The organism is Streptomyces axinellae (assembly GCF_039532135.1).
Taxonomy (GTDB): domain Bacteria; phylum Actinomycetota; class Actinomycetes; order Streptomycetales; family Streptomycetaceae; genus Streptomyces; species Streptomyces axinellae.
In genome coordinates this window covers 119,883-138,888 of sequence record NZ_BAAARJ010000010.1, presented here as the reverse complement: position 1 = coordinate 138,888, position 19,006 = coordinate 119,883, and the positions used below count along the sequence as shown (strand labels likewise).

The following is a 19,006-nucleotide window of genomic DNA, read 5'->3' as shown; positions in this document are numbered from 1 at the left end:
CTCGGAAACCTTGGAGCAGGGGGCCGGCCGGATACCGGCCCTGTGCACGGCACTTCGATACGCCGCGTATCCAAGAAAACGCTTCGGCAGGGAAGTTGTGCCGTCGCTTCGCGCGGTACGCCCCCAGCATGCGGTCGGCACGGTGGACGGACAATCAAACGGAGTCGCAGTAAACCGTGCGAAGGACCTGCAAGATCGACAGATGCCGCGCCACTTCCCTTGCCGTCCCGATCCTGCTAGGGCCCCTCGCCGTCCCGATCCGGCCCGCACGCGCGCAAGCCGTCCCGCCCGGGACCGGACGGGCACGCTTTGACATCCTTGAACACATGAGCGCCACCGAGACCAGGACCGCCCCCGCGGTCGTCTTCGACCTGGACGGCACCCTCGTCGACAGCGAGCCGAACTACTACGAGGCGGGCAGGCGCGTGCTGGCCGCCCACGGCGTCACCGGCTTCAGCTGGGCAGAGCACACGCGTTTCATCGGGATCGGCACCCGGGAAACGCTGGAGATCCTGCGCCGGGAACACGGGCTGAGCGCGCCGGTGGACGAATTGCTCGCGGAGAAGAACCGCCACTACCTGGAGCTGGCCCGTGCGGGTACCGAGGTCTTCCCGGAGATGCGGAAGCTGGTCGAGCGGCTGCACGCCGCCGGGCACCCCCTGGCAGTCGCCTCCGGCTCCTCCCGCGCCGCAATCGACACGGTGCTGAGCGCGACGAGCCTGGAGGGGCTGCTGCCGCTGCGGGTCTCGGCCGAAGAGGTGGCGCACGGCAAACCGGAGCCGGACGTCTTCCTGGAGGCGGCCCGCAGGCTGGGGGTCTCCCCCGGCGGCTGCGTCGTACTGGAGGACGCCCCTCCGGGCGCGGAGGCCGCCCGCCGCGCGGGCATGCGGTGCGTCGCGGTGCCGTATGTACGGGGTACGGAGACGGATCCGGCGTTCGCCGGGGCGGGGCTGCTGTTCGTGGGCGGGCAACGGGAGTTCGACGCGGGGCGGACGTACGCGTGGATCAACGGTGACCCCGCAACGCGGCACCGGGGCGCGGGCTAGTGCCGTGACCGGCGATGTTCGCCCGTCGAGGAGCGTCGTCGTGGGGGCACCGCCCGCGCGAGCGGAGCCGAGCGTGGGGCAGCGTGCGATCACAAGGCGGCCGGAAGTCCTTGGTCGGGGTCTCCCCCGCTCTGGGGGCACCTCCCGGCCGAAGGCCGGGAGAGGAGTTGAGAGCTTGGAGAAGGAGCTACCAGGGCTTGTGGCCAACGCCGCTGGGGGCACCCCCTGCTGGTAGAGCTCGGGGGAGTGCGTGCCGGGCGGCGCGACAGGGCAAAGCCTGCCGGGAGGGGCGCTAGATGTCGGTGGGCCCGAACGTCCGGACGTTGTCCACGTGCCTGCCGCCCCGGCGCAGCACTGTACCGAGCAGCGCGGTGAGCGGCTCTTCCACCTCCGCAAGCAGCTCCTCGCCGAAGACGCACAGGGATTCCTCCCAGGGGTGCCCGAAGGTGCCGAGGCGGAGGTCGGCGGTCAGGTAGAGGTAATAGTCGCCGTCCGGGTACGCCGAACCCGGCCACCGAGGCCGGCCGCTGCCGCCCACCCGGCGCGGGTCGAAGCGGTAGCCCGCATGGTGCCGGTCGAGCCAGTGGAGGAGCTCGTCCGGGCGTACGCAGGCGAGAAGTCCGCTCTCGATGATGCCCTGCAACTGTTTGACGGCTGCGCGGTCGAGGCCGTCCTGGAGCGCGCCCAGGTGCCAGGTGACCGAGGCGGACGGCTCGCGAATGCCGGGATACGTCTCGACGCTGGGTTTGAAAGCGAACTGCCTGCCGAAGCTGTCCCACAGCGCGTCGTGCTCCGCGTCGTCGTACAGGCGCCGCACAGGCCGGGTGGCGGCCGGAGTCCCAGAGGGTTTCCAGTGGTACGTCCGGGCCCTGGTGATCTCCTGGAATCCGCTTTCGACGAGCGCGTCCTTCACCGGGCCGGCCGCCGCCTCCGCGACGAGAAAGCGGAAATCGGGCGGGTTCCAGCCCCGGTGGCGGCTGGGTCCCTCCCGGGCCCAGCGGGCCCATACCGGGAGGAACTCGGTGTGCGGGCCGCTCATCCCGCCGATCGCAGCGAACTCCGTCCCGTCGAAGAACTCCGCCCAGCCCACCCCCAGGACCCGCGCGTCGGCCTCCAGGGCCAGCATGCTCGCTCCCCGGTGACGGGCACGCCCGTCCGCCTCCAACTCGGCGAGCGGGATCCGGTGCGGGCCCGTCCCGGCGGCCAGGTCGCGCACGGCTGGTGACTCCCTGCCCGCCCGTGTCAGTTCCCGGACGCCGCGGCCCGGGGGCATCGCGGCGGGCGGGGGTATGTCCCGCACCGGAGCCACCAGCACCGAGCGTTCCCAGCCCGGGGTGAAGCCCGCGGCGCGCAGCCGGGCGGGCAGGGGCGCGGTGTCGTGCGCGAAGGCCGTCCACTCGACCGGCTCGCCGCGCGCGGCGAACGCCGTCTGCTGCTCGCCGATCAGCGTGTCGATACCTGCTTCGGTGAGGCTGTCGAGAGCTTGGTGACCGACGGTGCCGTGGGTGCCGAAGTGGGTCCGCACCAGCGGCCCCTCCTGCCGCACCACGGCGCCCGCCGGCCCGAACCGGGGTGCCCTCCCCCGCGTCTGCGCGTCGTATGCGGCCAGCATTTCGGAGGACGGCGAGCGAGACATGATCCGGAGGCTAGGTCAGCACCCCCGGAGCGGTCATCACGGTTTCGGCGAAGCGGCCGGGCCTGTGGCCCGGACCGGGACCAGGACCGGGACGTCGGGGACCGTCAGTCGCGCGCTCGGCCGGCGGGGTCAGCGGCGGGGTCTGCCGCGCTTGCCACTGGTGCGGTCCACCCCGCCGGCGCGCCCGGCGCGGCGCCCAGGCGGGTTCTTGCCGCCGGCCCTGCCGCCGGCCGCCTTGCCGCCCGTCTTACCGGCCGCCTTGCCGCCGGACTTGCCCGGCGCCCTCCCCGCTGTGCTCTGACCTCGCCCGCCGCTCTTGCCGACGCCCTCGCCCCGCCCCGCCGGGGCCTGGGCGCGGCCCCGTGTGCTGTTGACGGTGCGCCCCCGGACGATCCCGATGAAGTCCTCCACCAGATCGGTGGTCGCCGCCTCCGGCCAGGAGAGCGCGACCTGGGACGCGGGGGCGTCGGAGACCGGCCGGTAGGTGAGGTCTCTGCGGTGGTACAGGCGGGCGAGCGACTGCGGCACGAGGAGGACCCCCACGCCCGCCGCCACCAGTTCCACGGCATCCGCCGTGGAGGCGGGGCGCTCCTTCGCGGGCAGTCCGGGCCGGGTGTCCCAGTCCAGGACGTCATCGAGCGGGTGCAGGACGATCTCGTCGGCCAGGTCCGCCGGCGTGACCTCGTCGACCGCCGTCACCACGTGGTCCTTCGGTACGACGACGACTGTCATCTCGGTGTAGAGGGGGATCGCGCTGAAGAACGTACGGTCCACCGGCAGCCGCACGAACCCGGCATCCGCGCGGCCTTCCCGCAGCAGGCCGGCCGCCTCTGCGGAGGGGACCGCGATGAGGTCCAGTGGGATGTCGGGCAGCCGTTCGTTCCAGATCCGCACCCACTTGGCGGGTGTCACTCCCGGGACATAGGCGAGCCGGAACGAAGGGGGTAGATCCGAGCCTGTCACCTCACCAGGCTACCGGTCGGGGCCGGATGCACGACCAGGCCAGGGGCACTGCCGGACCGAAGCCGGCGCCGGGCCGAGGACACCGCCGGGCCGAAGGCACCGCGCGGTCAGCGGCACCGTGGGCGCTCGATACCCTTGACGTCATGACGTCGCACAAGACCACCCAGACCATGAAGCCCGCTACGGCGGCGAAGAAGCTGGGTGTGTACCTCGAAGCCACCCCCGCCGAGTTCCAGGAGGGTGTCGTCTCGCGCGACGAGTTGGACGCGCTGCAGGCCGACCCGCCCCAGTGGCTGCTGGACCTGCGGCGCGAGGGTCCGCATCCCCGGCCGGTCGTCGCCGCGAAGCTGGGCGTCTCCATCTCGGGCCTCGCTCGCGGCGGGGTCACCGAAGCCCTCACGACGGAGCAGATCGAGGCGCTGAAGAACGAGCGCCCCGAGTGGCTGGAGAAGGAGCGCGCCACGCAGGCGGAGGTCCGCAAGGAGACGGCGCGTATCAAGGCCAAGAAGGCGGAGGGGGACGAGGGACCGGGCAGCTCCCGTTCCTGATCCCGCCCGCACACGCGCTCTCACCTCTCCCTCTTTCGCCGGCGGACGCATTCGGTGGCCCGGTGGTGTGTTTCCGATGCGTGTCACAGACGGTAGGGGGAATTCCTCAGCGCATTCCGCTAGCTCGTATATCGATGAACGGAAACGGTACTTCTACGCCGTAGAACACGCACCATCGCAGCCGGAAAGAACGCGACCGAAGAAGGAATTCGTGCGCCGCCCCGCAATCTCCCACCCGTAAGGGTGGTGTGAGCTTCCCCGACGGGTGACGGCCCTCCTGAAGCCTGTTACGCGTCGGATGTACCTGATGTCCTTGCCCGTGGCGGTAAGTCGCTCATGCGGGAGTTAGGCCGAGGAGCGAGTACCGCGGACAGGAATCGACGGTGCTCCAGCCTGTACGCCGTGCGGCTGGGTGACTGAGAGGACAAGCAGGATGAAGAGCGAAATGACGCGCCGCGCACGCGCGCTGACGGTGCTGGCCGCGATGGCGACCGCCCTGGTCGGCGTCATGCCGGTCTCGGCGGTCGCCGGAGACGGACCCGGCCACGGCCCCAAGCGCGGCTACGTCTGTGACCAACTCGAACACGATCGCGACGCGAGTGTCGGCAGCGGTCGTTGCCACGCGTTCAAAGCTCCCCGTCACGGCAACATCCGCGGCACGTTCACCATCGAAAGTCGTCGGCACCACCACAAGGTCACCTGTGTAGCCAGGGACGGGCGTGACTCGGGCTACGCCAACACCCCCAAGTGGGTCAGGGGAGCCCACTGCCACCGCTGATCCGGTCGGCATAGATCCGCCCGGCCGGAAGTATGGACGCCCCCATGCTTCCGGCCGGGCACTCGTGTTTCCGGAGCCGGGGCCGGGGCGTTGAAGTCGGGGCGCTCGATATGCGGCAGGGATGGGCGTTCACGTCTGCGGCATTCACATCTGCGGGACGGTGGCACGCGCTGAGTCCGTGACACCCCCTCTCCCCCGCCCCCTCAACCGTACGCGGCTCCTCAGAAGCGCCGTACCGCCCTGGCCGCGGTATTGCCGATCAGCAGGTAGACGACGGCGGCGATGCCGTAGTTCAGCATCACCCGCCACCAGTCGGGATCGACGGTGAACATGTCGCGGGACCAGCCCGCGAGCCACCCTGCCAGGCTGTGGACGAAATCGACGAAGTCGTTCGTGCGATTCGCGTCGAGGAGAATGAGGAGAATCCACAGGCCGATGACGAGCGCGGCCACATCAGCGACAACGGCGATCACGGTCGCCGGGCTGGATCCGCGTCGAGTTGACATGCGGGGCGGGTTGCCAGGTAAGGGATCCATAAACACACAGGCCCGTCCATGAGTCACAGAGGCACCTGAGCCGCAGGAGGCTCCGGGGGGGGGTGCCCTTCAACGCCGCACCGCAGGAGGCAACATGACGGGCAATCACCTCGACGGGGCCGGTTGAGACAGCGTGACAGCGACGCGGGCCACTGGACCAGGGCCCTCGATCAGGGTCTCTCGTTCGGGTCTTCGTGGATCACGCCGCGGCGTCGGATGCGGTGTGTCGCAAGGCGGAGGAGCTTCCTCGTGCTGGGCGTACTCGGATGCTCCGACAACGCGGCGAGGTGCCGTAGCTGTCGTCGCGGACCCGCGGAGATCCACACGAGAGACCCTGGCCGTGCCGGGCCGGACGTCCGCGGGGACAGCAGCACACCACCAGCGCCACGGCGGCAGTCCGTCGCCTCACCCGGGGAGGACAGGTGCACGACGACGTGCCTCATCAGATCAACACCGAACAGGCCCAGTCGGCGCGCGTCTATGACCACGTGCTCGGCGGCAAGGACTACTACGCGTCCGATGAGCGGGCCGCCGCCGCGATGCTGGAAGCCTGGCCCCCGCCGGCCATCAGCATGCCGGTCAACCGCGACACCATGCGCCGTATGGCGCGGTGGCTTTCGGACCAGGGCGTCTCACAGTTCCTCGACATCGGGACGGGATCCCCAACAGTCCCAATCTGCACGAGGTGGTCCAGGAGAAGGCCCCGCACTCGCGCGTCGTCTACGTGGACAACGACCCCTCCGTGCTCCTCCGGGCCCGCGCCCTGCTCACCAGCACCCCGCAGGGCCGCACCGAGTACATCGACGCGGATATGCACGACCCCCATCTCGTCCTCAACTCCCCCACTCTGCGGGAGGTCTTCGACCTGTCGCAGCCGGTCGCCGTCACGGTCATCGCCATGCTGCAGTACGTCCAGGACGCCACCGGGCTCATCAGGAAGCTGACAGCCGCGCTGGCCCCCGGCAGCTATGTCGCGCTCACGACGGCCACGGCCGATACGGCCCCGAAGCAGGTGACGGAGATGGCGCGGGTGTTCGCCGAGCACGGCACGCGCATGCATCTGCGCACCCGTACCGAGGTGACGGCGCTGCTCACGGACGCGGGACTGGAGATCCTGGAGCCCGGCGTCGTCCTGATGCACCGCTGGCGTCCGGACGAGGGCAGCACGGACATTCCGGACGAGCACGTGAACATGTACGCCGCGGTCGCCCGGCTCCCCGAAGCCTGACCGCGGCGCTGCCGGGGATGAAGCCCACCTGTTGCCGTACTTAAGAAATCGTCGATGGACTGACGGCATGCTGCCGGGCAGATTGGCCCTTGTCCGGCGTGATCGCTCCGGGAGCCCGCCTTCCGGAGCGATCACGCCGGCTCTTCTGCCCGGCCCCGCTTCCGCGTGCTCCGGGCCCGCTCGCGCTCGGGAGTACAACCGTGAAAGCACTGGTGAAGGAAAAGGCAGAGCCCGGACTGTGGCTGCGGGACGTTCCTGAGCCGTCCATCGGCCCCGGTGACGTACTGATCAAGGTGCTGCGCACGGGCATCTGCGGCACCGATCTGCACATCCGCTCCTGGGACGAGTGGGCACAGCAGTCGATCACGGCACCGCTGGTGCTCGGGCACGAGTTCGCCGGTGAGGTCGTGGAGACCGGACGGGATGTCGCCGACATCGCGGTGGGCGACCGGGTCAGCGGCGAGGGCCACCTGGTGTGCGGCAAGTGCCGGAACTGTCTGGCGGGGCGACGGCATCTGTGCCGCGCCACCGTCGGCCTCGGCGTCGGCCGGGACGGCGCGTTCGCGGAATACGTCGCCCTGCCCGCCTCCAACGTGTGGGTGCACAGGACCCCCGTCGATCTCGATATCGCGGCGATCTTCGACCCGTTCGGCAACGCCGTGCACACCGCGCTCTCCTTCCCCCTGGTGGGCGAGGACGTGGTGATCACCGGTGCCGGACCGATCGGTCTGATGGCCGCGGCGGTGGCCCGGCACGCCGGAGCCCGCAAGGTCTTGATCACCGATGTCAGCGAGGAGCGTCTGGAGCTGGCCCGCAAGGTCGGCGCGGACCTCGCCCTGAACGTCACGGAGGCGACGATCGCCGAGGGGCAGCGCGCGCTGGGGCTGCGCGAGGGGTTCGATGTCGGCCTGGAGATGTCGGGCCGGCCCGAGGCGATGCGCGACATGATCGCCAACATGACGCACGGCGGACGCATCGCCATGCTGGGGCTGCCGCCCCAGGAGTTCCCCGTCGACTGGTCCCGGATCGTCACCTCCATGCTGACGGTCAAGGGCATCTACGGCCGGGAGATGTTCGAGACCTGGTACGCGATGTCCGTCCTGCTCGAAGGCGGGCTCGACCTCGCCCCCGTGATCACCGGCCGGTACGCCTTCCACGACTTCGAAGCGGCCTTCGACGCGGCGGCGGACGGCCGCTGCGGCAAGGTCATCCTCGACTGGACCGCCTGACCGCACCCGGCGCGCCGCCGGGCCCCGCCGGACTCCGGCCGGCCCTCCCCCAAGACCGCGACCCCACCAAGGAAGTGACCATGTTCGACTCCGTACGCGGCGAACTGCGCAGCACCCTCGACGAGATCCGGGAGGCCGGCCTCCACAAGCCCGAGCGGGTCATCGGCACCCCGCAGTCCGCCACCGTGGACGTCACCGCCGGCGGACGGCCCGGCGAGGTGCTCAACTTCTGCGCCAACAACTACCTCGGCCTCGCCGACCACCCGGACGTCATCGCCGCCGCCCACCAGGCGCTGGACCGGTGGGGGTACGGCATGGCCTCGGTGCGCTTCATCTGCGGCACCCAGGAGGTGCACAAAGAGCTGGAGGCGCGGCTGTCGGCGTTCCTCGGCCAGGAGGACACGATCTTGTACTCCTCCTGCTTCGACGCGAACGGCGGCGTCTTCGAGACGCTGCTCGGCCCGGAGGACGCCGTCATCTCCGACGCGCTCAACCATGCCTCCATCATCGACGGCATCCGCCTGTCCAAGGCCCGCCGCTTCCGGTACGCCAACCGGGACATGGCCGAGCTGGAGCAGCGGCTCAAGGAGGCCGACGAGGGCGGGGCGCGGCGCAAACTCGTCGTCACCGACGGCGTGTTCTCCATGGACGGCTACCTCGCCCCGCTGCGCGAGATCTGCGAGCTGGCCGAACGCCATGACGCCATGGTCATGGTCGATGACTCGCACGCCGTCGGCTTCGTCGGCCCCGGTGGCCGCGGCACGCCCGAACTGCACGGGGTCATGGACCGCGTCGATATCGTCACCGGCACCCTGGGCAAGGCGCTCGGCGGCGCCTCGGGCGGCTACGTGGCCGCCCGCGCCGAGATCGTCGCCCTGCTGCGGCAGCGCTCCCGCCCGTACCTCTTCTCCAACACCCTCGCCCCGGTGATCGCCGCCGCCTCCCTCAAGGTCCTCGACCTGCTGGAATCGGCCGGTGAGCTGCGGGAACGCCTCAATGCCAACACCGCGCTCTTCCGCTCGCGGATGGCCGGGGAGGGCTTCGAGATCCTGCCCGGCGAGCACGCCATCGTGCCGGTCATGATCGGCGATGCGGGCCGGGCGGGCCGGATGGCGGAGCTGCTGCTGGAGCGCGGGGTGTATGTGACCGGCTTCTCCTACCCCGTAGTTCCGCAGGGCCAGGCCCGTATCCGCGTCCAGCTCTCGGCCGCCCACTCCACGCAGGAGGTGAACCGGGCGGTGGACGCTTTTGTCGGGGTGCGGTCCGACTTGGCAGGATGATGCCGTGATCGATGCGAGACGGCTGCGGACGCTACAGGCCGTGGCGGACCACGGAACAGTGACCGCCGCGGCAGCCGCGCTGTATCTGACGCCGTCCGCCGTCTCGCAGCAGATCGCCGCGCTGGAGCAGGAGACCGGCCACAAGGTCCTCGTCCGCGGCACGCGCGGGGTACGGCTCACCCCCGTCGGGGACATCCTGCTGCGCCATGCCGGCGCGGTGCTGGCCGAGCTGGAGCGGGCCGAGGCCGAGGTCGCGGCGTACACCGCGGGCGAGGAGGGCGAGGTCACGGTGGCCGCCTTCGCCACCGGGATCGGTGTCGTGGTGGCCCCGGCCATCAGCGCGCTCGCCCTCAAGTCGCCGGGCATCCGCGTCCGGGTCCGCGACGCCGAGGGCGATGAGAGCCTGCCCATGGTGCTCGACGGCAGCGCGGACATCTCCGTCGCGGTCGAGTACCGCAGCGCGCTGAGCGCCGCGGACCCGCGACTGCTGCGCGTGCCGCTGTACGCCGAACCGTTCGATGCCGTGCTCCCCCGCGAGCACCCGCTCGCCGCAGCCGCCACCATCTCGCTGTCGGCTCTCGCCCAGGAGTCCTGGATCGGCCCCTATCCGGGGAATCCGTGCCACGACGTCATGGTGCTGGCCTGCGAGTACGCCGGGTTCCAGCCCCGGCTGGAACACTCCTCCGACGACTTCCGGGCGGTGGTCGCACTCGCCGCCGCGGGTACGGGGGTGGCTCTGGTGCCGCGCTCGGCGCTGCGCGACATGAACCTCTCCCAGGCGGCGGTCCGGCCGGTGGACGGCGCCGCACCCACCCGCCGCGTCTTCGCCGCTGTCCGTCGCGGCGCCGAGGACCACCCGCTGCTGAGCCCCGTACTGGAGGCTCTGCGCACCACTGCCGAAGCCTTTCCCGCAGCCGGACGCTAGTGCTCCTCCCGGCAAGCTTTGCCCTGTGGGGGCGCGGTGGCGGATTCCCCGAGCATGCTGTTCAGGATCCGGGCCGCCTCGCCGACGGTCGTCCGGGCGTCGAAGCGGGTGCGCGGGACGGGCATGCCGACGCGGGCCGCGATACGGCTGCGGATCTCCGTGGCGGTGAGGGAGTCCACGTCCGCCTCCGGGAAGGAGAGGTCCGGCTCCAGTTCGGCCGGATCGTGGTGGCCGAGGACGCCGGCGGTGCATTCGGTGACGACGTCGAGCAGGATGCGCTCCCGTTCGGGGGCGGGCATCGCGCGCAGTCGGGCGTTCAGGGACGGGTCCGTGGCCGGCATTCCGGGGCCTCGCTTCCGGGGTGTTCGACGAGTTCGGTACGTCCGGCGAATCCCGTACGTCCCGTGGGGCGGGCGGGTCCGGCAGGCCCAACGGGCCTCGGACTCCCGTCCGTTCGGCCGCGGTCGGTGCGGTCGGTGCGGTCGGCGGCCGTCTCGCCGGTCAGCCACGGCCGCAGCGCGGCCATGAACTCCTCCGGCTGGTCGTGGTGGAGCAGATGTCCGGCCCCCGGGAGGGTGACGACCTCGAAGCCGCGCCGCTTGAGCTGGGTCTCGTCCAACTCCGGTGCCACGCTGGGCAGTCCGGCACGCAGGACGAGCGAGGGGGCAGGAGCTGACCGGGGGGTGCGCGGCATGTCGAAGGCGTGCAGGTCCACCATGACGCGCGGGTCCCAGCGCTCCCTGGCCGCTGCCTCGGCGGCGGCCCCCTCCGGCCAGTCCGGATGCTGGGCGGTCAGCTGTTCGGCACTCGCCCCCATCAGCCGACTCGCGGAGGGGACGTCGGGCAGATCGGTGACCGCACCGATGTTCCAGTAGGGCTCGGCGAAGACGAGCCGGCGGGCGGCCAGGGACTCCGCCGCCAGGCCCAGCAGTGCCGCGCCGAGGGAGTGCCCGAGGGCGAGGTCGGCGCCGGTGGGCAGGGTGTGGCGAAGGTCGTCGGCGAGCGCCCGGGGGCTGTAGTAGCCGCGGGGGCTGCGGCCGTGGCCGCGCAGATCGGGGGCGAGTACGCGGTAGCCGAGCCGGGCGATGCGGGCCGCGACGTCCTCCCAGGTGCCCGAGTCGGCGGCGAGGCCGTGTACGAGCAACGCGGTGCGCTCGCCCTGGCCCCAGCTCCTCATGTGCAGCCTCATCGTGGCTCCCCGGCGGCCTCGCGCTCGCGCAGCCGCGTCACCACGCGCGTGGCCAGCTCGGCGAGCGAGGTCCGGAGGCGACCTCGAGAGCGGCCATTTCGCGGCCGAACTCCTTGCGGATCGCGCCGATCAGCTCGGTGGCCATGATGGAGTCGATGCCGAGGTGGTCGAGGGTGCGGCTGCGGTCGATGCCGCCGGGCGGGGCGCCCAGGACACGGCCGGTCAGCCGGGTCAGCATCTCCTCGGCCACCACGCTGTGTGCCTGCGGGAGAGGGCCCTGGGTGAGCCGGTCTCGCCGTGCCTCCGGCGTGGTGTGGCCGATGTGCTCGGCGTGCGGGGCGAGGTGGCGCAGCCGGGGGCGCGCCCGGATGTGGGAGCGGACTTCGGCCATCCGCTCCCAGTCGCAGTTGAGGACGGCGCTCATCTCGGCGTCGCTGCCGAGCAGTTCTTCCAGCGCGGCGAATGCCTGCCGCGGGGTGACCAGGCCCATGCCCCGGCTCGTGAGACTCCGCGCGAGCACCGGGTCAGCGAGCGCGCCGACCCCTTCGATGCCCGCCCACTGCACGGCGAGGCCGGGCAGTCCGGCCTTGCGGCGCTCTCGCACGACGGCCTCGGCCGCGGCGTTGCCCGCCGCGTAGGTGGCCTGGTGCGGGTTGCCGATGGTGTGGGTCACCGAGGAGTAGACGACGAAGAAGTCCAGGCACGATTCCCGGGTGGCGGTATCCACTGCCCGGGTTCCGGTCAGCTTGGGCGCGAGAGGGGCGCGGTCCGCTTCTTCGTCGCCGTCGTCGAAGGGCGCGTCCCGCAGTACGGCCGCCGCGTGGATGACGCCGCGCAGCGGTGTGCCCGCCGCCGCCAGTTCCGCGACGAGCTTGCGTACCTGTCGCGGCTCGGTCACATCGGCGGCGTGCGCCGTGGCGTGCGCGCCCTGTTCGCGGAGCGCGGCGAGGAGTTCCCGGGCGCCTTCGGCGGCCGGGCCGCTGCGGCTCACCAGGGCCAGGTGCCGGGCGCCCCGGGCCGCCAACCAGCGGGCGGTCTCGGCGCCGAGGCCGCTGAGCCCGCCCGTCATGAGGTAGCCGCCCCGATCGTCGAGGGTCAGGGCGCGGTGCCGCTGCCGGACACGGGGGAGGGCGCTGAGGTCCAGGACCGTGTGCCCGGTGCTGAAGCCCGCGTGCAGCCACTCGAACGCTTCAGCGGCCCGTGCGGCCTGATGGCAGGTGAAGGGCAGCGGGCGGTAGGTGCCTTCGGCCACCCGCGCGGCGACGTCCGTGAACAGGGCCGCAGCCGCCTCGGGCCGTGCGGTGACGGCCCACTCGGTGTCCACCGAGGCCAGGAGGGCGTCGCTGTGCCGGGGACGCGGCATCCGGTCGCCTGCCGCCCCCTGGAGGACGCGGACCAGGCGGCCCCCTGGAGGCAGCAGTTCCGCCGCGTCGGGGGCGATCGGCCCGGCGCAGTCGAGCACCACGTCGGGGCCGTCTCCGGTGAGCAGCCGCAGGTGCCGGTCGAGGGCGGGATCGGCGCTGTCGAAGACCTCGCGTACACCGGCCGCCCGCAGCATGTCGCGGTCGGCCTCCTGTTCGGCGGCGACGAGGGTCTCGGCACCGGCTTGCCGGGCGTGGCAGACGGCCGCGAGGGCGATGCCGCCTCCGGCGCAAGGGACGAACAGGGTCTCGCCGGGCCCGAGCCGGGCGAGCTGGTCCAGTGCGCGCCGGGCGGTGAGGAACGCGACGGGCAGGGTCGCCGCCTGCGCGAAGCGCATGCCCTCCGGGAGGGGCGCCAGCAGGTCGGCGCGCGCCCGTACTCGGGTGGCGCACGCTCCCGGCGCGAGCCCGTAGACCGGCTGGCCGGGGCGCAGCCCGGTGACGCCCCGCCCGGTCGCGAGCACCACACCGGCGCAGCCCAGGCCCGGCCGCCAGCGGCCCTCGGCGTCCGTCGGCACGGCGATGTCGCCCCTCGCGCGCGCCACGTCCCCCGGAGTGACCGAGGCGGCCGGGCGGCGTTCACCCCGTCCCGCTGGTGCGCGCGGCCCCGGGTACTGGTGTGCGTGGAGACGGTGTGCGCCGAAACCGAGGAGGAGGCCGACTGGCTGGCCGGGCCGATGAACGTCATCAAGGACGGTCTCCTCAAGGGAATGAGCAAGGACGGTCTCCTCAAGGGAATGAGCGAGATCCCCTTCCCCACTCCCGACGAGGCAGCGGCGCACGCGTTCGGCGAACGGGTGGCGGCTGGAGGAGTTCCAGCACTACTACGGCAACGCCACCTTCGACGACGCGGGCACCTCCACGGCCGCCCAACTGCTGCTGCGGCTCTAGCAGGAGCGCCGGAATCCGCGCATCGGCGAAGCCCTCGACCGGGCGATCGGCTTCGTCCTCAAGGCCCAGTTCCTCGACGGTGTCGCCGACGGGGGCCGGCCGCAGCGCTTCCCCGCCTTCCACGGTTCGGTCAGCCGCATGCCGTGGCCGGAACACCTCCCGCCGTGGCTGCCCGCCGGCGTCCGTCACGGCATGGAGGACGGCGACTACACCGGCCACGTCACCTTCAGCGACGACGTGCTCGGCGAGAACGTCAAGTTCCTGCTGATGTGCGTATCCACGCCGGGCAGGACGGATCTCATACAGCCCGTGCGCCGCGCGATGGCCTGTCTGCGGCGCACGCAGCAGCCCGGACCGCAGGCCGGCTGGGGGCTTCAGCACCTCGCGCGGGCGGCCCGTGGCAGGCCCGCCGGAGCGCCGGCGGGAGCGCGGTCGTACGAGCCGCGGGCGCTGGCTACGCACACCACGCAGACCAACATCCACCAGTTGTTCGCCTACTTCCGGCTCACCGGGGACCACGCCTTCCTGCGGCGTGTGCCGGAAGCCGTCGCCTGGCTGGAGAGCTGTCCGCTGACCGGCCGGCAGAAGGCCGAGAACCCGCTGCTCGCCTCCCGCACCCACCCGACCTTCGTCGAACTGGGCAGCAACCGCGCTCGGTTCGTACACCGCTTCGGCTCCCACATCCGCAAAGGCGCCTACTACCACGACTACGACCACCACGACACGCTGAGCCACTACTCCGGCGGCCGGAGCGTGGATACGGCAGCGCTGCGCCGTACGTACGACAGCCTCATGGCGATGACGCCCGCCGAGGTGGCGGACCTCGAATCCCGCTCGCCCCTGACGGCGAAGGGGCGGATACCGCTGCCGCGCTACTTCACCTTCCGCGATCTCGCCCTCGACGACCTCTTCCGCGGGGCCACCGTGCCGTTGCCCGAGGTCAGCGACGAGCAGGCGGCCGGGCTGATCGCCGGCCTCGGCACCAGGGACCACTGGCTCTCGCCCATCGACGCGGTCACCGATCCCTACCGTGGCCCGGCCCCCGCCGCTCCGTACAACGGGAAGGCGTACATGAGCCGGCATGTCGGCGATCTCTACGACACCTCCCCTTACGACCCGCGCGCCCCGCCGGAGGGGCCCCGTACATCCCGCGCGAGCGGCCCGAGGGGATCACCACCTCCGCGTTCACCGCCAACATGGCACGCCTGACGGCGTACGTGGCCGCGCACTGAAGCGCCCGGCCCGCCGCCCACCGTGGGCGCCGCGCGATGCCGCCCCGTTGCGGGCGTTCTCCCGGAGGCCGGCGGGCCGTCGCCTCGGAGGAAAGAATGCGGAGGAGAGGCATCCGCTGAACTGCTCGTGTCGATGATCCGTTACTCCCGTTCGGGGAGAGCCCGCACCGCTGCGCACTCTCCGACTGCCGGGGCGGCCGGGCAACTGGGCGGACGGGCCGGATCCGGATGCGGCACCTCCCCCGAGGCCCCAGCACGCTACGGAAAGGCATGGCATTCGATGCCCCAAAGGAACCACGATCTTCGGCGCAAGGCCATGGAGAGGGCGTCCGAGCAAGCTCTCCTGGACGTCTCGCCGGAAAGTCCCGCCAAGGTCGCTTACTCATTGCTGTTAGAGGCCCAACAGGCGGCGCGGCATGCGCAGGAGGATTACGCCGCGATTTCCGGCGTCTTGAGCGAAACCCCCGAGAACGATGCGCTCAACACCCACGCGGCCTTAGAAAGATGTAAGCAGGCGCAGGAAAACGTGGAAGTGTGGCGGCAAGCACGCGAGTGGCTGGCCGCTCAGGGGCCGCAAGGCTGGGGGCGCATCGTCCCCACCGACCAGCGGGCGGCCAGGGCCGTCGAACGGGCCTCGGCGGCCTATTCCATAGCTCTGGAGGAACCGGGCCCGAGACTTGTCCGGCTCCGGGAGTCCTTCGCCTCACAAGCCGCACAGACTCCGCAACACGCACAGACTCCGCAATCCGCACAGGCTCCGGAAGTCCCGCAGGCCGCCCACGCCGCGCGTGCCTTACGGGATTCCGGCCCGCTGCCGTCCGCATCAAGGCCGCGGCCCGGGGGCTCTTCCTTCGGAAGCTCTTCCAGTGGCCAGGAGCGGCCGGCACGGCATGAGCAAAGCATTCCCTCCCGGAAACACACACGTGGTCACACACGGTAGGCGCCTGAACACCTGAGCGCCTGTACGCGGTTCTGCCGGAGACCGGGCCCGCCCGATGTCAACCGGCCAGGCCGCCCGGATCTTCCTTCCGGAGTACACGTGCGCCGCCCGCGAGCCCGGAACGAAAGGGCCCGCGGGAGGCGCACACCCGCAACAGCCGTACGCCCCGTCCAGGGGACCGCCATACTGGGCACCGTACGCGCGCCCCCCACACACAGATCGACGTCATGCCGAAGACCGATAACGCCTCCTCCCCCATCACCCCCGAGACGGTGTGGCTGGGGCGCGGACGCCATCTCGGGCCCACCCCCGAGCAGGACATCCGCCGCAATCTGATCGCGCTCCGGGCCGCCGGGGTGATCGACGATTTCCTCGACCTCGACCCCTCCGACGCCGCCTCGACGGCAGTCGGCGGTATCCCCGACCCCTTCGACGGCCAGGAGGACGCCCCCACCCTCGACGCCTCAGCCCGGCGGGTCTTCGAGGCCCGCTGGCGCGTGGCCGATGAGGCCGACGAGGTCACCGTGCGTGCCCAGTTGTCCACGTTCGAGGTCGCGGAGCGGCGCAGGCGCGGCGAGGCGGTCAACTGGGTGCTCGCTGCGGAAGCCGAGCGTCCGTGGGAGTTGCCGTGGCCGTCCCCCGCCACCATGTTCTGGCCCGACAGCGACCTCGTCGAATGGGACCACGACATGGTGCCGGGCCCTCGTCTGCGGGCCACACACCGGCTCCCGGAGGACGACAAGGAAATGCGGCGTCTCCTCAAGGACTGCGCCCGCGAGAGCTGGAACATCCACGTTGTCATCCACGAGGCCATGACCCCCGACGAGCGGGGCCGCCGTCCGATGGCCTCCTTCCTGCCGCCGAGCCTGCGCCACCGTGTGGTGGAGCACCGCGCTTCCCCGGAGCAGGCCCAGATCGTCAACTGGGCGCTGAAGGATCTGCGTGTACAGGTACCGCGCGGCGGGGCTGTCGTGCTTCCGGCGCTGCCGCCGGACCCCTCCTATGACGCGGACCGCTTCACGGTGCGCAATCTCTTCCTGGACAGTTCCGAGCCGACAGAGCTGATCTGGCGGATCACGGCGTTCGCGGCCCTGCCGCAGGCGCTGAGCGCCGAAGCCGGGCAGGCCCTGCGCCTTCTGCGGGAGCGCTGGCATCTGCTGACCCCGGAGGAGGAACTGATCCGCGCCCGGGGGCTGGTCCAGCGGTACGCCGAGGCCCTCGACGCCATGACCGAATCCCGTGACCTGTACCGGAAAGAAGCGGAGCGGGCCCGCGGCGAGCTTGCCGCCGCGGGCGGCGCGGCTCCGGCGGGCGGCCCGCCCGCCGACCCGGCCGCCCGGCCGGACAGTGCCACCGGCGCCCTCGGTCAGGTGCTGGGACGATTCAAGGGGGCGACGAGGCGTCCGCCGCGGCAGTGACCGCCGGCCCCGGCGGGCGCTGCCGCGGCCCGTCTCCGGGCCCAAGGCAGGCGACCGGCGGTACCGCGCGTCACCCGGAGGATGCCGCTTCGGCCGACGCGCTGCGGCTGCTGTCCGCCCACGTCGCCGGGCAGGGGAGGCGGCCAGGGGGTGGCTAGCCGTTCGACGGGGTGAACGCGAGCACCACGTTGTGCCCTCCGAACCCGGAGGAGTTGCTGAGGGCCAGCCCCACCGGCTGCGGCCGTGCTGCCCCATACACGATGTCGAGGTCCGAGGTACCGGGGTCGGGCTTGTGGAAGTTGGCGGTCGGCGGCACTGTTGCCCGCTGCACGGTCAAGGCCGTGAGCGCGGCTTCCACCGCGCCCGCGGCGCCCATCGTGTGACCGAGGACGCCCTTGGCGGAGGTGACGGAGGGGCCGCCGGAGCCGAAGAGTTCGCGCAGCACGGCGGCTTCGGTTCCGTCGTTGAGCTGGGTGCCGGTGCCGTGGGCGTTGACGTGATCGACGTCGGCGGGAGCGGCGCCGGCCCGGGCGAGGGCCTGCTCCGCCGCGGCGCGCAGCCAGCGGCCGTCCGGCCGGGGGGCCACGGCGTGGTGGGCGTCGGCCGTCGAGCCGTGCCCGGCGAGCAGGGCCCGTACGGGGGCGCGCCGGGCGTTCGCGTCCGCCGCCCGCTCCAGCACCAGCACCCCGGCGCCTTCGGCCAGTACGAAGCCGTCCCGTGCGGCGTCGAAGGGGCGCGAGGCGCCCGCCGGATCGCCGTCGTGGCGGGAGAGGGCGCCCGCGGCGGCGAACGCGGTCGCGCACAGGGGCGTCACCATGGCGTCGCTGCCGCCGGCCACGGCGATGTCGCAGGCGTCGCTGTCCAGCAGCATGGCGGCGGTGGCCAGAGCGGTCGCCCCGGAGGCGCAGGCGGTCGCGGTGTGCAGCACCGGCCCGTGGACGCCCAGGTCGATGGCGAGGCGGCCCGCGGCCATGTTGGGCAGGAAGGCGGGCAGCGTGAGCGGGGAGACCGCGCGGTGGCCGGTGTCCATGAGCTTGTTGTGCTGGGTCTCGTAGGTGCCGATGCCGCCCGCCGCGGAGCCGAGCACGACGGCGATCCGCGCGCCGTCCCAGCCGCGCGGATCCAGCGCGGCGTCCTGTACCGCTTCCCGGGCCGCGGCCAGGGCGAACTGGGTGAACCTGTCGTCCTGCCAGGGCCGGGTGCCGCCCACGTGGCGGCGCGGGTCGAATCCGCGCACCCGGCAGGACAGGTTCACCGGTGCCCTGGCCAGTTCGGGGTCCTCGGCGGTGGCCGGACGGCCGGCGCACACCCGGCGCCAGGTCTCCTGGGCGCCCACGCCCGCAGGTGTCACCAGGCCGATGCCGGTGACCGCCGCCGGCCGGCCGGTGCGCGTGCCGCTCACTCCTCCCCCGCCTGCCCGGCCGGCCGGCCCGTCCCCTCCAGCAGGCCCCGCAGCAGCGCGGCGAGGTCCTCGGGGGTGGCCTCGGCGCTGAGGGCGTCTTCCGGGGCCGAGGTGCCGTAGTGCTCCTGGAGTGTGACGAGGAGTTCGGTGACGGCGAGGGAGTCCAGGCCGAGTTCGGCGAGGGTGAGGCCGGGCCGGATGCTGTCGGAGGGGACTTCGAATTTTTCGGTGAGCACGGCGATCACGTAGCCGTGGACGGAGTCCATGGGGCTTCCTTTCCTGGTTTCGGTCGTAGGTCCGCTGCCGGCGGTGCGCCGGTCGGGGCCATTCAGCCGCTCGGGCTG

16 protein-coding genes and 2 pseudogenes are annotated in these 19,006 nt (G+C 72.1%); 10 read left to right on the top strand and 8 right to left on the bottom strand.

The genetic code is table 11. The annotated features are described in order from the left end of the window. Positions 1–326: 326 nt before the first annotated feature. The gene (locus ABD339_RS16925) at positions 327–1,046 is read left to right on the top strand and encodes an HAD family hydrolase (protein WP_344566869.1); all 720 of its coding nucleotides are present in this window, start codon (positions 327–329) and stop codon (positions 1,044–1,046) included. 292 nt (positions 1,047–1,338) lie between these two features. On the opposite strand, the gene ABD339_RS16920 is transcribed toward ABD339_RS16925, so the two are convergent. Together ABD339_RS16920 and ABD339_RS16915 are read right to left on the bottom strand one after the other, a co-directional pair. Continuing rightward, the gene (locus tag ABD339_RS16920; protein ID WP_344566868.1) at positions 1,339–2,682 is read right to left on the bottom strand and encodes a DUF2716 domain-containing protein; all 1,344 of its coding nucleotides are present in this window, start codon (positions 2,680–2,682) and stop codon (positions 1,339–1,341) included. Between the two features lie 129 nt (positions 2,683–2,811). Further along, the gene (locus tag ABD339_RS16915; RefSeq protein WP_344566867.1) at positions 2,812–3,645 is read right to left on the bottom strand and encodes a LysR substrate-binding domain-containing protein; all 834 of its coding nucleotides are present in this window, start codon (positions 3,643–3,645) and stop codon (positions 2,812–2,814) included. 143 nt (positions 3,646–3,788) lie between these two features. On the opposite strand from ABD339_RS16915, the gene ABD339_RS16910 reads away from it, so the two are divergent. Further along, positions 3,789–4,193: a DUF5997 family protein gene (locus ABD339_RS16910; RefSeq protein WP_344566866.1), complete on the top strand. Its 405-nt coding sequence runs from the start codon at positions 3,789–3,791 to the stop codon at positions 4,191–4,193. Positions 4,194–4,626: 433 nt separating this feature from the next. Beyond that, positions 4,627–4,971: a hypothetical protein gene (locus ABD339_RS16905; RefSeq protein ID WP_344566865.1), complete on the top strand. Its 345-nt coding sequence runs from the start codon at positions 4,627–4,629 to the stop codon at positions 4,969–4,971. 221 nt (positions 4,972–5,192) lie between these two features. Here the strand turns inward: ABD339_RS16905 and ABD339_RS16900 are convergent, their stop codons facing one another. Beyond that, complete coding sequence (locus ABD339_RS16900; RefSeq protein ID WP_344566864.1) at positions 5,193–5,477, bottom strand: hypothetical protein; 285 nt, start codon at positions 5,475–5,477, stop codon at positions 5,193–5,195. A gap of 452 nt (positions 5,478–5,929) precedes the next feature. Here ABD339_RS16900 and ABD339_RS16895 point away from each other — a divergent pair. From ABD339_RS16895 to ABD339_RS16880, 4 genes and pseudogenes are all read left to right on the top strand, one after another. Beyond that, positions 5,930–6,735 (top strand): annotated as a pseudogene (locus ABD339_RS16895) (SAM-dependent methyltransferase). Between the two features lie 200 nt (positions 6,736–6,935). Next, positions 6,936–7,964 (top strand): L-threonine 3-dehydrogenase, encoded by a 1,029-nt coding sequence (tdh, locus tag ABD339_RS16890; protein WP_344566863.1) that lies wholly within the window; start codon positions 6,936–6,938, stop codon positions 7,962–7,964. Positions 7,965–8,044: 80 nt separating this feature from the next. Continuing rightward, the gene (locus ABD339_RS16885; protein WP_344566862.1) at positions 8,045–9,244 is read left to right on the top strand and encodes a glycine C-acetyltransferase; all 1,200 of its coding nucleotides are present in this window, start codon (positions 8,045–8,047) and stop codon (positions 9,242–9,244) included. A gap of 4 nt (positions 9,245–9,248) precedes the next feature. After that, positions 9,249–10,169, top strand: coding sequence for a LysR family transcriptional regulator (locus ABD339_RS16880; protein ID WP_344566861.1), 921 nt, complete (start codon positions 9,249–9,251; stop codon positions 10,167–10,169). Here ABD339_RS16880 and ABD339_RS16875 read toward each other — a convergent pair. The 3 genes from ABD339_RS16875 to ABD339_RS16865 are packed head-to-tail and all read right to left on the bottom strand — an operon-like array spanning position 10,166 to position 13,324. After that, positions 10,166–10,510 carry an acyl carrier protein gene (locus ABD339_RS16875; protein ID WP_344566860.1) on the bottom strand — a complete coding sequence of 115 codons (345 nt, stop codon included), beginning with the start codon at positions 10,508–10,510 and terminating at the stop codon, positions 10,166–10,168. The two genes, ABD339_RS16880 and ABD339_RS16875, sit on opposite strands and share 4 nt — an antisense overlap. After that, positions 10,486–11,358, bottom strand: a complete 873-nt coding sequence (locus ABD339_RS16870; protein ID WP_344566858.1) for an alpha/beta fold hydrolase — start codon at positions 11,356–11,358, stop codon at positions 10,486–10,488. The genes ABD339_RS16875 and ABD339_RS16870 overlap by 25 nt, the downstream gene beginning before the upstream one ends. Before the next feature lie 37 nt (positions 11,359–11,395). After that, the gene (locus tag ABD339_RS16865; protein WP_344566857.1) at positions 11,396–13,324 is read right to left on the bottom strand and encodes an SDR family NAD(P)-dependent oxidoreductase; all 1,929 of its coding nucleotides are present in this window, start codon (positions 13,322–13,324) and stop codon (positions 11,396–11,398) included. 24 nt (positions 13,325–13,348) lie between these two features. Here ABD339_RS16865 and ABD339_RS16860 point away from each other — a divergent pair. The 3 genes and pseudogenes from ABD339_RS16860 to ABD339_RS16850 form a co-directional block, all read left to right on the top strand. Beyond that, a pseudogene (locus tag ABD339_RS16860) lies at positions 13,349–13,573 on the top strand (hypothetical protein); the annotation flags it as partial. 235 nt (positions 13,574–13,808) lie between these two features. After that, positions 13,809–14,879 (top strand): hypothetical protein, encoded by a 1,071-nt coding sequence (locus tag ABD339_RS16855; RefSeq protein ID WP_344566856.1) that lies wholly within the window; start codon positions 13,809–13,811, stop codon positions 14,877–14,879. 1,190 nt (positions 14,880–16,069) lie between these two features. Next, the gene (locus tag ABD339_RS16850; RefSeq protein WP_344566855.1) at positions 16,070–17,260 is read left to right on the top strand and encodes a hypothetical protein; all 1,191 of its coding nucleotides are present in this window, start codon (positions 16,070–16,072) and stop codon (positions 17,258–17,260) included. Between the two features lie 154 nt (positions 17,261–17,414). Here ABD339_RS16850 and ABD339_RS16845 read toward each other — a convergent pair whose 3' ends face one another. Together ABD339_RS16845 and ABD339_RS16840 are read right to left on the bottom strand one after the other, a co-directional pair. Then, positions 17,415–18,662, bottom strand: a complete 1,248-nt coding sequence (locus tag ABD339_RS16845) for a beta-ketoacyl-[acyl-carrier-protein] synthase family protein (protein ID WP_344566854.1) — start codon at positions 18,660–18,662, stop codon at positions 17,415–17,417. Next, positions 18,659–18,928 carry an acyl carrier protein gene (locus ABD339_RS16840; RefSeq protein ID WP_344566852.1) on the bottom strand — a complete coding sequence of 90 codons (270 nt, stop codon included), beginning with the start codon at positions 18,926–18,928 and terminating at the stop codon, positions 18,659–18,661. Before ABD339_RS16840 ends, ABD339_RS16845 begins: the two co-directional genes overlap by 4 nt. Between the last annotated feature and the right edge of the window lie 78 nt (positions 18,929–19,006).